The following is a 13,854-nucleotide window of genomic DNA, read 5'->3' on the forward strand; positions in this document are numbered from 1 at the left end:
TAGTAATTCAATCAAGGATTATGGCTAACTTAAGGACAAAAATTTCTTATGCATGCACAGTAATTTTCCTTAGGTTTTGTGTATCTTCGTAATCTATTTATAATTTTTATTTACAAAATTCTGAGAAATATGAAAATATTAGTGTGTATTAGTCACGTTCCTGATACCACCTCAAAGATTAATTTTTCTGAAGGTGATACAAAATTCGACACCGCGGGGGTTCAGTTCGTGATCAATCCAAATGATGAATTTGGCCTCACCAGGGCCATGTGGTTCAAAGAAAAACAAGGTGCAACAGTAGATGTTGTGAATGTGGGCGGCACCGAAACCGAACCTACATTGAGAAAAGCCCTGGCTATTGGCGCCGATAATGCCATACGTGTTAACACTCCCGCTACAGACGGGATCTACGTTGCAAAACAACTGGCAAAAGTAGCACAGGATGGCGGTTACGATCTTATTATTGCCGGGCGTGAATCTATTGATTACAACGGCGGAATGGTTCCCGGAATGGTAGCTGGTCTAATTGGGGCAAATTTCGTGAACACCTGTATAGGTCTGGAAGTAGAAGGAAATGAAGCTACGGTTACCCGCGAAATCGATGGAGGAAAAGAAACGCTGAAGACGCAACTTCCTTTAGTGGTTGGTGCCCAAAAGGGAATTGTTCAGGAAAGCGACCTTCGCATCCCCAACATGCGCGGAATTATGCAGGCACGAAAAAAGCCGCTTAACGTGGTTGAGCCTGTAGAGGCCGGAACTCATTCTGAAGCCGTTAAGTTTGAAAAACCCAAACCAAAAGGAGATATCAAATTAGTTGATGCAGACAACCTGGATGAATTAGTGAATTTACTCCACAATGAGGCGAAAGTAATTTAGAGTTCAGGGTTTAAAGTTTAAGGTTCAAGGTTTAAGGTTTGAACTAGAGGCTTTGGAATTTGGAATTTGTTAATTGGAATTTAAAGAAAAAAATATGTCAGTATTAGTATATACAGAATCTGAAGAAGGACAATTTAAGAAGACTGCCTTTGAGGTGGCTTCTTATGCCAAAGGGGTTGCCGACATGCTGGGGACAGAAGTTACAGCTGTTTCCTTCAATGCGCAAAGTGCAGGCGACCTTGGAAAATACGGGGTGAGCAAAGTATTAAAGGTAAACGACGAGAAGCTTCAAAAGTTTACCGCTAAAGCTTATGCCGATGCCATTAAACAGGCAGCTGAAAAAGAAGGGTCAAAAGTGATCATTCTAAGTCAGAGTGCCAATGCAAAGTATTTAGCGCCTTTACTGGCGGTACAACTAGAGGCCGGGTACGCTTCAAACGTGGTGGCATTGCCAGAAGGCACAGACCCGCTTCAGGTAAAAAGAACAGCGTTTACCAACAAGGCCTTTAACTTCACCAAATTATCTACAGATGTGAAGATCATTGGTCTTTCCAAAAATGCCTTCGGATTAAAAGAAAACCAGGCAGAAGCTACTGAAGAAGATTTCTCCCCTTCCCTTTCTGAAGGAGACTTTGCGGTAAATGTGGTTTCTGTAGACAAAGCAGCCGACAAGGTGACCATTGCCGATGCCGAAATAGTGGTATCTGGCGGAAGAGGGTTGAAAGGCCCTGAAAACTGGGGTATGCTTGAAGAACTTGCCGAAACCCTGGGAGCAGCAACAGCCTGTTCAAAACCCGTGAGCGACATGGGCTGGAGGCCTCACAGCGAACACGTAGGCCAAACCGGTAAGCCCGTTGCGGCCAATCTTTACATTGCCGTTGGAATCTCCGGGGCAATACAGCACCTGGCAGGAGTAAGTGCCTCAAAAACAAAGGTAGTGATCAATAACGACCCCGAAGCGCCTTTCTTTAAAGCTGCCGATTACGGGGTGGTGGGAGACGCCTTTGAAATAGTGCCTAAACTCACCGAAAAATTAAAGGAATTTAAGGCTGGTAACTCATAATTTTTTTAACTTGCAAGCCGTTAAAAGGGCTGTCTTAATTAGGTATTTTGCCCGTTGAGACAGCTTTTTTTGTATTTTTGAAGTATGAGTTTAGTGCGCCTTAACATTAAAGGAATTTCTTACAGCCAGACACAGAATGGGGCTTACGCCTTAATCCTGAGCGAGGTGGAAGGAGAACGCAAACTCCCTATAGTCATTGGAGCTTTTGAAGCCCAATCTATCGCCATTGCTCTTGAAAAAGAGATCAAACCTCCCCGCCCCCTCACCCACGACCTTTTCAAGAATTTTGCCGACAGGTTTGAGGTTGTTGTAAAACAGGTGATCATCCACAAGCTGGTAGACGGGGTTTTTTATTCCAGCCTCATTTGTGAACGCGATAAGATCGAGGAGATCATTGATGCCAGGACCAGCGACGCCATTGCACTGGCCCTAAGGTTTCAGGCCCCAATATTCACCTATAAGAACATCCTGGACAAGGCCGGTATTTACCTCAAGGGAGATGCCGAAAAGGAAAAAGAAGAGCAGGAGAAAGAAGATATTATTGTAGATGAACTCTTTTCAAAAGAAATTGAGATAAAATCGGACCAACCCGATTATAGGAAACTATCACTCAACGAACTCAACAACATGTTAGACCAGGCCGTGAAAAGCGAAGATTATGAAAAAGCGGCCCGTATAAGAGATGAGATCTCCAAGCGAAAATAACCCCCATTCATAATGAATAAAATCTGGTGCTTCCTGTTCCTGATCTTCTTCGGAATTTCCCCATTATTTGCACAATCCATTTCTAAAACCTGGGACTTTGAAGCCGTTGAAGGCAGCCCCCAAAACACCATTTTTGACATCTCCCCCGGAAATGACTATCTGAAACTGGACAATGGGGATTTTCAACTCAGCCTTACCAATGAAGATTCTCCCAGCTCAAGCGGAAATTATGTCTTTCAAAATGATGTTTTAGTCCTTTTCTTTGACAACCCGGGCGACAGTATTCAAAACTTCAGGGTAAATACCCTAACCGATTCCACGCTGGTACTCAGCTCCCGAGATGTCACCTATTCCCTTAAAGAAGTTCCGCAGACCGTACAAGAAGTACTGCCGGTAGAAACGGCAAAGACCGTAATCCCCAACCAGGGCTTTACCTTTACAAGCTTCTGGAGAGGTGCATTGGGAATGGTCTCGCTAATCTTACTCGCCTTTATCTTCAGCAGCAATCGCAGGGCCATCAACTGGAAGACCATTCTGGTGGGGTTAAGCGCACAGCTTTTACTGGCTTTTGGGGTTTTAAAGATCACTATAGTTCAAAAAATATTTGAGACCGTAGGTTATTTTTTTGTGCTCATCCTCGATTTCACCGCGGCAGGGAGTGAATTTTTGCTCGGCGGACTGATGAGTGTAGAAAGTTACGGCTTTATCTTCCTGTTCCAGGTACTACCCACCATTGTATTCTTTTCGGCGCTTACCTCGGTACTTTTTTACCTGGGCGTGATTCAGATCGTGGTAAAGGGAATGGCCTGGGTACTTACAAAGTTATTGGGCATTTCGGGCCCTGAAAGTTTAAGTGTGGCCGGAAACATCTTTTTAGGCCAAACAGAAGCCCCGCTTATGATCAAGGCTTACCTCGAAAGAATGAGCCGGTCTGAGATCCTGCTGGTCATGATTGGCGGAATGGCTACCGTGGCAGGTGGAGTACTGGCTGCTTATATAGGCTTTTTGGGTGGCGATGATCCTGCTCTAAGAGTGGAATTTGCAAAGCACCTGCTGGCAGCATCGGTCATGGCAGCACCCGGAGCTATTGTGATTTCCAAGATCCTTTATCCGCAGCAGGACAAGATCACGACCGATGTAGAGGTCTCTTCCGACAAAATTGGATCTAATATCCTGGATGCCATTGCCAACGGTACTACCGAAGGTTTAAAGCTCGCAGCCAACGTTGCTGCAATGCTCCTCGTGTTCATTGCTTTTATAGCCATGATCAATTACGGCCTCGGAAAAATTGGAGACTGGACCAGCCTTAACGGTATTATGGCGGCAAACACCCCATATGCCAGGTTATCTCTGGAATCTCTCCTCGGAATTATTTTTGCTCCGCTCATGTGGCTTATCGGGGTAGCACAAGCCGATATGATGCTCATGGGGCAGTTGCTGGGAATAAAACTGGCAGCCAGTGAGTTCGTTGGCTACATTCAGCTGGCCGAACTTAAAAATCCGGTGAACGCGCTTAGCCTTACCTATGAAAAATCCATCATCATGGCTACGTACATGCTATGCGGATTTGCCAACTTCGCTTCTATCGGGATACAGATTGGCGGAATTGGATCCCTGGCACCCGGGCAGCGTAAAACCCTGTCTGAATTTGGAATGAAAGCTCTAATTGGCGGAACCCTCGCTTCTTTGCTTTCAGCAACGATTGCCGGGATGATCATTGGATAAACTTGAAGTTAGAAGTTAGAAGTTGAAGATATAGGAGGGCAAAGAGAAAAAAGGAAAGCAAGTACTTACGTAAATCCATCAGCAGTCCCCACAGTACAATTTTCAACAGCTTAGTTAATAAATAAAATAAAAAAAATGTAAGAACCGGTATTCCTGTAGTGCCGGTTTTTTATTTTAGCAGAGATTCAGCAGCCTGATCTGTTTCTGAGAATCAGGATAATGAGAAAGAAATAGACACAATTCAGCCATTTACACAGTGGCCGAGAAACCTAAAGAAAATGAAGCAATATCACGATCTTATAAAACACGTTCTTGAAAACGGAAACGAAAAAGGAGACCGCACGGGAACCGGTACCAAAAGCGTATTTGGTTACCAGATGCGGTTTGATTTGAGCGAAGGTTTCCCTATGGTCACCACCAAAAAGCTCCACCTTAAGTCTATTATCTACGAGTTGCTCTGGTTCCTCAACGGCGATACCAATATTAAATATTTACAGGAAAACGGGGTGCGCATCTGGAACGAATGGGCCGACGAAAACGGTGACCTGGGCCCCATTTACGGTCACCAGTGGCGTAACTGGAACAGCGAAGATATAGACCAGATTAAAGAGGTCGTGGAAACTTTAAAGACCAACCCCAACAGCCGCCGCATGCTGGTTACTGCCTGGAACCCTTCGGTACTGCCGGATACTTCAATATCTTTTTCAGAAAATGTGGCGAATGGAAAAGCCGCGCTCCCTCCCTGCCATGCGTTTTTCCAGTTCTACGTTGCCAACGGCAAATTGTCCTGCCAGCTTTACCAGCGCAGTGCAGACATTTTTCTCGGCGTACCTTTCAATATTGCTTCCTATGCCCTGCTCACTATGATGATTGCGCAGGTATGCGGTTATGAAGCGGGAGACTTTATCCACACTTTTGGCGATGCACATATTTACAACAACCACCTGGAGCAGGTAAACCTGCAGCTATCGCGAGATACGAGGCCATTGCCCGTAATGAAACTGAACCCGGAAGTAAAAAATATTTTTGATTTTAAGTTTGAAGATTTTAAATTGGAAAATTACGATCCGCATCCTGCTATAAAAGGCCGGGTAGCGGTTTAATTTTTGTTCAATTTTAAATTTTTTAAACCTTATGAAGAAGTTATTGGTTATTGCATGTTTTTTCTTTGGAGGAATAGCAACTGCCCAGGCACAACAAACCTCTCCTGTATGGCCGGGCTGCGAAGACGCTGAAGACAAATCTGAATGTTTTAACGAAAAACTAAATGCCCATGTTCGGGAACATTACGAGTACCCAATGAAAGAGAACGCCTACGTTAGGGGAGAGGTCAAAGTCTCTTTCGATATCAATGAAGAAGGAAAAGTTGTGGTAAAATCGGTAGAGGGCTCTGAGCCACTGGTGAATGAAGCCGCCAGGGAAATGCTCAAAAAGATTCCAGATATGAAGCCGGGGACTTTGAACGGCAAACCCGATTCCCGTAACTTTACTACCACCTACCGCTTTTAAAAAAAGCCCCAAATCATGAAAAAACTATTTTTTGTCCTTTTCCTCTTTACTGCAGGAACAACGTTTGCACAGGAAGGAGTAAGTATTTCCAAAAACAGGCTTACTACCAAAGAGACCCCTCCGGTCTGGCCGGGTTGTGAAGATTTTTCGGGCCCTTCCAAAACCTGCTTTAAGGAAAAGCTCACCCAGCATCTAAGGGAAAATTACAAGTTCCCAAAAGATGAGGCCGGTAATTACATAAGGGGAAAGGCGATAGTTTCTTTCGTTATTAATAAAGAAGGAAAGCCCGTGGTCACCAAAGTGGAAGGACCTAAAAAGGAACTCAATGCAGAGGCTAAGAAAATCATTCTTGCCATTCCACAAATGGAGCCGGGGCAAATGGCCGGGAAACCCGTAGAAGTGAGCTATAAAGTTCCTTTTACGTTCTAAACCCATTCTTATTATTCCTTTAACTAAAAGGGATTTTTAAAAGTTTAAATTTGAAGGAAACCTGCGGGTTTCCTTTTTTTATTCTCCAAAAAAGGTAAATCTGCCGGAAATTTTTCCCTTATGAACAACACCAAACCTCCGGAATTCAAGACCCAGTTTGCAGAAGACGTCTTCAAAGGCCTTACTTCCTATCCTAAAAAAATAAGCTCAAAATTTCTGTATGACGAGAAAGGAGATGAGCTTTTTCAGCAGATCATGGAACTGCCCGAATATTATCTCACGGGCAAGGAATACCAGATCCTTAAGCGCCACCGGGAAGAATTAGGAGATGAATTTGCCTCTTTAGAAGGTTTTGACCTTATAGAACTTGGTGCCGGTGACGGGAAAAAGACAAAGGTGCTGTTAAGCCACTTTGAAGAAAAAAACTACGATTACAAATACCTGCCGGTTGATATAAGCAAAAATGTGCTGGAACAGCTAAGCAAAAGCCTGCAACAGGAGTATCCGGCAGTAGAAGTAGAGCCGCAGCAGGGCACTTATGCTGAAGTGCTCTCCCGCCTGGCCGACTATCGCGACCGCAAAAAGGTCATCCTTTTTCTGGGCTCAAATATCGGTAACCTCACTCCCGAAGAAGCTGTGAGCTTTCTAAAGAAAATATCTTCTGCAATGCATGAAAAAGACCTTTTCTTTATGGGAGTAGATCAAAAAAAAGAACCCGCGGTAATCCTCGATGCTTACAACGATTCGGCCAAAGTAACTGAAGCATTCAACAAAAATTTGCTGGTGCGCATGAACCGGGAACTGGATGCCGAATTTGATCCTGAAGATTTTATGCACTGGCCCCTTTACGACCCTGAAACAGGAGTGGCCAAAAGCTTCCTGGTAAGTAAAAAAGAACAAACCATAGCAATAAATGCCCTTGACCTCCAGGTGCATTTTCAAAAGTGGGAGACCATACATACCGAAGTATCCCAAAAATATGACGACACCTCCATCGCCTGGCTGGCCAGAGAAGCAGGGTTGGAGATTACAGGCTGTTGGGCCGACAAAGACAGCTGCTTCAAAAATTACCTTTTTAAAAGAACAAGCTCATGAAAGCAATCTGGAACAATACAGTAATAGCCGAAAGCGATAAAACCATTGAAGTTGAGAACAACCAGTACTTCCCCCCGGAATCTATAAATTCTGATTTTTTTCAACTGAGTGACACGCATACCACCTGCCCGTGGAAAGGAAAAGCCTCTTATTTTCACCTCAAAGTGGGCGATGAAAAAAACCCCGATGCCGCCTGGTTTTATCCACAACCAAAGCCCGGGGCAGCAAAAATTAAAAACCACGTGGCCTTCTGGAAAGGTGTGAAAGTTGAAAAATAAATTTGCGGTCTAAAAAATTTGTTCTAAGTTTACCAAAATCAAAAGAAAGAAATCAGGTGATTTTCAATAATAACAATAATAATTTCAACAACAATCTGAATCAAATCAGGTTGCGGAAAGCTATTATTGTATAACAAGATCCCTTAAACAATATTCAAAGCCTTTCCGCCACCCGGAAAGGCTTTTTTTTTGCGTGAATATGAAACTACTTCAAAATAATAATATCAATAATAATAGTCCGCCACCCGGGGGAGAGGATTTCTGTGCTTTAAAGCCTGCCTCCTTCCCGGGGCGGGCTTTTTTTTTCTTAAACATTTAAAACAAACATTATGAAAACTACCTTACAACAATTATCACAAAAGCTGGCAACTGAAGAAGCCGTTGACTTTGTAAAATCTGAATTTGAAAAACACCTGAAAGAGCGGCTTTCGCTAGTAAAAATTTCGGCACCCACCGTTGTACTTCACGGTACCGGCATTAACGACGACCTCAACGGCATAGAAAGGCCAGTAGGTTTTCCAATAAAAGCAATGCAGGAACGCCGCGCCGAAGTGGTGCAGTCTCTGGCCAAATGGAAAAGGCTAAGGTTACGGGAGTACGAACTGGAATCGGGAATGGGAATCGTGACCGATATGAAAGCCCTGCGGCCCGACGAAGAACTGGGCCCCATACATTCCATTTCGGTAGACCAGTGGGATTGGGAAAAGGTAATGCTGCCCGAAGAACGACACCTGGAATTTCTGAAAACCCAGGTGCGCAGCATATATTCTTCCATCCTCGCCACACAGGCTGCCATCACTAAAAAGTACCCTCTCCTCTCCCTCGACCTGCCTGAAGAAATCAGCTTTTTACACACCGAAGACCTGCTGCAAAAATATCCCCACCTCAGCCCAAAACAACGTGAAGACAGGGCAGCTAAAGAATTTGGAGCCGTATTTTTAATTGGTATAGGAGGAATTTTGGAAAGCGGGGAACCTCATGACGGCCGCGCGCCCGATTATGATGACTGGAGCACCCCCACCTCTGCCGCCACAAAAGGCCTTAACGGCGATATTCTTGTTTGGAACCCGGTTTTGGAGCAGGCTTTTGAATTGTCTTCAATGGGAATTCGAGTAGACAAGAAAACCCTGGAGCTGCAACTGCAGGAGAGGAAAGCCGAAGACCGCAAAAGCCTCTATTACCATGAGCAGTTACTAAAAGAAGAACTTCCGCAAACGATTGGTGGCGGGATAGGGCAATCGAGACTTTGCATGTTCCTGCTTCAAAAAAAGCACATTGGAGAGGTGCAGGCGAGCATCTGGCCCGAAGAAATGCGGGAAGAGTTAAAATCTGAAGGCGTGTTTTTACTTTAAAAACATAAAAACTTCGCCTCAACCTTAACCAGGCCTCACAGGTATTAAAAACCTGTGAGGCCTTTGTATTTACGGAACAGTCACAAAATAAAGCTACTCAAAAATGCCATTTTTGGGTAGCTTTATTATAACTGCTTCAGCAGGTGTTCCAGGTCTTCTTCAGTATTGAAGTAGTGAAAACTAAGCCTTATCCCCTCTCCTCTTTGCGAGCAGATGATCCTGTTGCTGCGAAGCTTCTGAAACAACTTGTCATCTCCTTTGATGTTAAAGATCGAAGAATGTAACTTTCTGTTCAGCACTGCGGGCTCTAGCATTTCCTTTTCAGCGAGCCTGGCCTTTGCAAGAGCAGCAAGATCTTTGATCCTGGCTTCAGTCTCGTCAATACCGGCCTGTTTTAGCAGATCTATCGCGGTTTTTAGGCTTCCGAAGTTTAAAGTATCGAGGTGGCCGGGTTCAAATTTGCCGATAAAGCTGCCTTGGTGAGGCTTGTTCCTTCCCTGCAACGCCTTCACTTCTAAACTGGCAGGGGCAATCTCCTGCTGCATGTGTTCCTTAAACAGGAAAAATCCGTTGTCGTAACCTGCATTGAGCCACTTGTAAGCACTGGCCCCAAGCACATCAAGGGCCGAGGCTTCAAAATCAAATTTTTCGGTACCGCAATACTGGGTGCCGTCGGCAAAAAACAGCAGATTGGGATTTTCATTTTTCAGCTTCAGGAGAAAATCGGGGTCAATTTTAATCCCGTTGATGTACTGCACGAGGCTAAAGGCGAAAATATCCGGTTTTTCACGCGCAACAACTTCAGCAATATTCTCCTCCAGGTTTTCGTCAATTTCCGCATGGCACACCTTAAACCCGCGAGATTCTACGGCCCAGTTTACTGAGGGATAATCATTTTTAAGCAACAGGATCTTCTTGCTGCGGTCAATGGTTTCCAAAAGGGTATTAAATCCGAAGGAAAAATTGGGCGTAAGTGCTACAAGGTTGGGGGCACAGCCAAACAGATCTCCCACCGATTTTCTTACTTTTAGAAAGAGAGAGTCCCGTTTATCCCGAAATAAACTGCCCCCAATGAGAAAGTCGAGGTCGTGCTCATGCCTGAATTCCAGCAGATTTTCAGACATTAATCCGGAAGCCGCCGTATTCAGGTAAGTGTACTGTTCCAAAAGGGGAAAGTGTTTCTTAAAATTCTTCATAAACAGGGAAGATTCCGCAGTAAAATCAATAAATTTGAGAATATCTCTAAAATTACGTTTAAATATGGGGCTGGAAAAGAATAGTGCTTCAAAAATTGATCCCGAACAGCGCAGGTTAATTGAAAGGGCGCAGATGCGGGCGCGGCAAAAGAGAAGATTGTACCAACATTTTATAGTTTTTCTATTGGGATCGGTGGTTTTGATCCTGCTGAATGTGATCTTTGACATTGGCCGCAACATCAACCCTTTTGGAATAGACTGGTTTGTGTGGGCCATTATTTTCTGGGCGTTGCTCCTGCTCATTCACGTTTTCAATGTGTATGTGACCAATAAATTCTTCGGAAAAGACTGGGAAAATGAACAGGTAGACAGGCTGGTGGCAAAGCAGCAAAAGAAAATTGCCGAACTTCAGAAAAAAGTGGAAAAAGATTACCCGCTGCCCGAAAAGGGGCAACCCTACATCCCGCCCACCACCAAAAAACCAATTGACCCGGACGCTCCAATAAATTCTTAAAAATGGGAAAAGTCACTCTAATTGCCGCTGCCGGAGAAAACAACGAGTTGGGTAAGGACAAAGACCTGGTATGGCACCTGCCCGATGATTTTAAACGTTTTAAAAAGCTCACCACCGGCCATTTTATCATTATGGGGCGCAAAACTTTTGAGACCTTTCCAAAACCGCTTCCCAACCGCACGCATGTGGTCATTACCCGGCAAAAAGATTATGAGCCGGAAGGAGCCATAGTGGTGAATTCCCTGGAAAAAGCCCTTGAAGTGGCCAAAGATGACCCGCAGCCATTTGTGATTGGCGGCGGTGAAATCTACAGGCTTTCCCTGGAAAAAGCCGATGCCATTGAGCTCACCCGCGTACATGGCACTTTTGAAGCCGACACCTATTTTCCCGATTTTGATGAGAAAAACTGGAACCTGGTGGCAAAAGAGGAACATCCTGTAGATGAGCGGCACAAATACGCTTTCACCTATCTCACCTACGAACGTGCGCAATGACCGCGACCTCATAGAAGAAGTGGCCAGGAAACACGGCTTTGTCTTAAATGGCCTTAATTCGCTGGCCGGCGGCAGCATTAATGAGGTGTACCTTTTAAATACTTCGGAAGCTAAAAAAGTAATAAAAATCAATTCGGCTGAAGATTTTCCCGGTATGTTTGCTGCCGAAAAACAGGGGCTGGAAACCCTGCTGCAAGCCCGTGCTTTTGATGTGCCAGAAGTTTTTGGCCTGGGGGAAATCGAAAATACAGCCTATCTTCTTTTAGAGTACAAAAAAGAAGGGAGCCAAAAAGGGCATTTTTGGAAGGTATTTGGAGAGCAGCTTTCAAAGCTTCACAAAACCTCAGCAAAGAAGTTCGGGTTCTCTGATTCCAATTATATTGGGAGCCTTAGGCAGTACAACTCACCCGAAACAGAAGCGGCTGAGTTTTATATAAACCAGCGATTGGAGCCGCAGGTAAGAATGGCTTCAGAAAATGGTTTTTCACTGGGAGATCTTTCAGGGTTTTACAGGAATATTTCAGAAGAAATTCCGCAGGAACCTCCTGCCCTGCTCCACGGGGATTTGTGGAGCGGAAATTACCTTGTAAATGCCGAAGGTTTGCCCTGCCTCATAGATCCTGCAGTTTGCTACGGGCCCAGAGAAATGGACCTGGCCATGATGCAGCTGTTTGGCGGTTACCCTGCGGAAGTATTTGAGACCTACAACGAACATTTTCAGCTTCAGCCGGGTTGGGAACAGCGAATTCCCCTCTGGCAACTCTATTACCTGCTGGTGCACCTCAATATTTTTGGGCGCAGTTACCTTCCGCAGGTAAAAGAGATCATACAGCGCTTTTCATAATCTTAACAGCCAGACTCTTTCTTTTAGCAGTTCTTTAGAGGGGAAAGGCCTCTAATTCCTTTATATTTAATTAGATAAATCAAAAAAAGTTATGAGCACAGAAAATTTAAATAAAGAGGAATCACAAAAGAAATTCAGAACACTGGTAGATGACATTAAAGTAGCCATGATGGTTACGGGGCTTGAAAAAAGACCGATTAATGCCATTCCCATGACCACCAAAAAAGTGGATGAGCAGGGAAATGTCTGGTTTATTAGCATGGGAAATAGCGAACACAACAAAGACCTGGAGCTCAACCCCGACGTTCACCTGCTTTACAGTGACCCCGACGATATGGAGTTTTTAAGCCTCTACGGAAAAGCGGAAATTACCAAAGACAGAGCGGTGCTTGATGAACTTTACAACCCGAGAACCGACAACTGGTTTGACGGCCCAGATGACCCGCAGCTTACGGCGATTAAGGTCACCCCTGGGGAAGCCTATTTTTGGGATACCAAAACCAATAAATATGTTGCGCTTCTTAAAATGGGGGTTGGTGCCATTACCGGTGATCATAAAGACATAGGTGAAAAAGGAAAACTGAAGCTTTAGAACCCCATTTTAGACAGGAGAGGCTGGCTGAAAAGTAGCATTGCCCACCCCAAAAATTGTTTTTGAACCACAGGCTTTTAAACATCAAAGCCTTATCATCAAAAGCATTTGACAGGTAAGACGGCAGCGCTTTTTAGTCAGCCTCTTTTATTTTACTAATTTTGCAGTCTAATCATCATTTATTATGAAGGCATATATTTTTCCGGGACAGGGAGCTCAATTCACAGGAATGGGCCAGGATCTCTACGAGAAGTCCCCACTAGCAAAAGAACTTTTTGAAAAAGCCAATGATATTTTGGGGTTTTCTATCACCCAGACCATGTTTGAAGGAAGCGCTGAAGACCTTAAAAAAACAAAGGTGACGCAGCCCGCGATCTTTCTTCATTCGGTTATTTTGTCAAAGGTGCTGGGCGACGAATTCAAGCCCGACATGGTTGCAGGGCATTCATTAGGAGAGTTTTCGGCCCTGGTTGCCAACGGCACTTTAAAATTTGAAGATGCTTTAAAGCTGGTTTCAAAACGAGCCCTGGCCATGCAAAAAGCCTGTGAGCTTGAAGAATCTACCATGGCCGCGGTTTTAGGACTTGAAGATCACCTGGTAGAAGCCATTTGTGCCGATGTGCAGGGCGTGGTGGTTGCTGCAAATTACAACTGCCCCGGGCAACTGGTAATTTCGGGAGACCAGCTGGCGGTTGCAAAAGCCTGTGAAGAACTGAAGGAAAGAGGCGCAAAGAGGGCAATGATCCTCCCAGTGGGCGGGGCTTTTCACTCTCCTCTTATGGAACCGGCAAGAGAAGAACTTGCGGCAGCAATAGAAGAAACTGAATTCCACCAGCCTGTATGTCCTATTTACCAGAACGTATCTACTTTTGCTGTCACCGACAGGAGTCAGATCAAGAAAAACCTCATTTTTCAGCTTACCGCTCCGGTAAAATGGACCCAGAGCGTACAAAATATGATCAAAGACGGTGCTACAGAATTCATTGAAGTGGGCCCCGGAAAAGTCTTACAGGGACTGGTTAAAAAGATAGACCGCACTGCCCAGGTAAGGTCTGCAGAGATTTAGTTGCGGGTTGGAGCAATGAATTAAGATCCTTAAGATTTTGAATACCCAGCTTTACTGAAACTTCAAAAATACTGGTACAAAAAACCCGAAGCTTTTGGCTTCGGGTTTTTTGCTTT

General features: G+C 44.6%; 16 protein-coding genes. 15 read left to right on the forward strand and 1 reads right to left on the reverse strand.

Features of this window, described 5'->3' with window-relative positions; all coding sequences use genetic code 11:
• The first annotated feature begins 129 nt into the window (after positions 1 to 129).
• From JRG66_RS04780 to asnA, 10 genes are all read left to right on the forward strand, one after another.
• Entirely contained in the window at positions 130 to 876 is a 747-nt protein-coding gene (locus JRG66_RS04780; RefSeq protein WP_265164632.1) for an electron transfer flavoprotein subunit beta/FixA family protein, read from the forward strand.
• Between the two features lie 94 nt (positions 877 to 970).
• On the forward strand, positions 971 to 1,939 hold the full coding sequence (locus tag JRG66_RS04785; protein ID WP_265164633.1) for an electron transfer flavoprotein subunit alpha/FixB family protein: 969 nt from the start codon (positions 971 to 973) through the stop codon (positions 1,937 to 1,939).
• Between the two features lie 84 nt (positions 1,940 to 2,023).
• Positions 2,024 to 2,644: a bifunctional nuclease family protein gene (locus tag JRG66_RS04790; protein ID WP_265164634.1), complete on the forward strand. Its 621-nt coding sequence runs from the start codon at positions 2,024 to 2,026 to the stop codon at positions 2,642 to 2,644.
• Between the two features lie 12 nt (positions 2,645 to 2,656).
• Positions 2,657 to 4,369, forward strand: a complete 1,713-nt coding sequence (locus JRG66_RS04795; RefSeq protein WP_265164635.1) for a nucleoside transporter C-terminal domain-containing protein — start codon at positions 2,657 to 2,659, stop codon at positions 4,367 to 4,369.
• 278 nt (positions 4,370 to 4,647) lie between these two features.
• On the forward strand, positions 4,648 to 5,472 hold the full coding sequence (locus tag JRG66_RS04800) for a thymidylate synthase (RefSeq protein WP_265164637.1): 825 nt from the start codon (positions 4,648 to 4,650) through the stop codon (positions 5,470 to 5,472).
• 31 nt (positions 5,473 to 5,503) lie between these two features.
• Positions 5,504 to 5,878, forward strand: coding sequence for an energy transducer TonB (locus JRG66_RS04805; protein ID WP_265164638.1), 375 nt, complete (start codon positions 5,504 to 5,506; stop codon positions 5,876 to 5,878).
• Between the two features lie 15 nt (positions 5,879 to 5,893).
• Entirely contained in the window at positions 5,894 to 6,307 is a 414-nt protein-coding gene (locus JRG66_RS04810; protein WP_265164639.1) for an energy transducer TonB, read from the forward strand.
• A 120-nt stretch (positions 6,308 to 6,427) separates the two neighbouring features.
• Complete coding sequence (egtD, locus tag JRG66_RS04815) at positions 6,428 to 7,402, forward strand: L-histidine N(alpha)-methyltransferase (RefSeq protein ID WP_265164640.1); 975 nt, start codon at positions 6,428 to 6,430, stop codon at positions 7,400 to 7,402.
• Positions 7,399 to 7,680 carry a DUF427 domain-containing protein gene (locus tag JRG66_RS04820; protein WP_265164641.1) on the forward strand — a complete coding sequence of 94 codons (282 nt, stop codon included), beginning with the start codon at positions 7,399 to 7,401 and terminating at the stop codon, positions 7,678 to 7,680. Before egtD ends, JRG66_RS04820 begins: the two co-directional genes overlap by 4 nt.
• A gap of 329 nt (positions 7,681 to 8,009) precedes the next feature.
• On the forward strand, positions 8,010 to 9,032 hold the full coding sequence (gene asnA / locus JRG66_RS04825; protein WP_265164642.1) for an aspartate--ammonia ligase: 1,023 nt from the start codon (positions 8,010 to 8,012) through the stop codon (positions 9,030 to 9,032).
• Between the two features lie 125 nt (positions 9,033 to 9,157).
• Here the strand turns inward: asnA and JRG66_RS04830 are convergent, their stop codons facing one another.
• Positions 9,158 to 10,228, reverse strand: a complete 1,071-nt coding sequence (locus tag JRG66_RS04830; protein WP_265164643.1) for an aminotransferase class V-fold PLP-dependent enzyme — start codon at positions 10,226 to 10,228, stop codon at positions 9,158 to 9,160.
• Between the two features lie 64 nt (positions 10,229 to 10,292).
• Here JRG66_RS04830 and JRG66_RS04835 point away from each other — a divergent pair, with 64 nt between their 5' ends.
• The 5 genes from JRG66_RS04835 (at position 10,293) to fabD (ending at position 13,738) form a co-directional block, all read left to right on the forward strand.
• Positions 10,293 to 10,742 (forward strand): 2TM domain-containing protein, encoded by a 450-nt coding sequence (locus JRG66_RS04835; RefSeq protein WP_265164644.1) that lies wholly within the window; start codon positions 10,293 to 10,295, stop codon positions 10,740 to 10,742.
• Positions 10,743 to 10,744: 2 nt separating this feature from the next.
• Positions 10,745 to 11,236 carry a dihydrofolate reductase gene (locus JRG66_RS04840; RefSeq protein WP_265164646.1) on the forward strand — a complete coding sequence of 164 codons (492 nt, stop codon included), beginning with the start codon at positions 10,745 to 10,747 and terminating at the stop codon, positions 11,234 to 11,236.
• Entirely contained in the window at positions 11,184 to 12,080 is an 897-nt protein-coding gene (locus tag JRG66_RS04845) for a fructosamine kinase family protein (RefSeq protein WP_265164647.1), read from the forward strand. Before JRG66_RS04840 ends, JRG66_RS04845 begins: the two co-directional genes overlap by 53 nt.
• A gap of 91 nt (positions 12,081 to 12,171) precedes the next feature.
• Positions 12,172 to 12,672, forward strand: a complete 501-nt coding sequence (locus tag JRG66_RS04850; RefSeq protein WP_265164648.1) for a pyridoxamine 5'-phosphate oxidase family protein — start codon at positions 12,172 to 12,174, stop codon at positions 12,670 to 12,672.
• 184 nt (positions 12,673 to 12,856) lie between these two features.
• Positions 12,857 to 13,738 (forward strand): ACP S-malonyltransferase, encoded by an 882-nt coding sequence (gene fabD / locus JRG66_RS04855; protein ID WP_265164649.1) that lies wholly within the window; start codon positions 12,857 to 12,859, stop codon positions 13,736 to 13,738.
• Positions 13,739 to 13,854 lie beyond the last annotated feature (116 nt).

The sequence above is a fragment of the Salinimicrobium tongyeongense genome, assembly GCF_026109735.1.
GTDB lineage: Bacteria > Bacteroidota > Bacteroidia > Flavobacteriales > Flavobacteriaceae > Salinimicrobium > Salinimicrobium tongyeongense.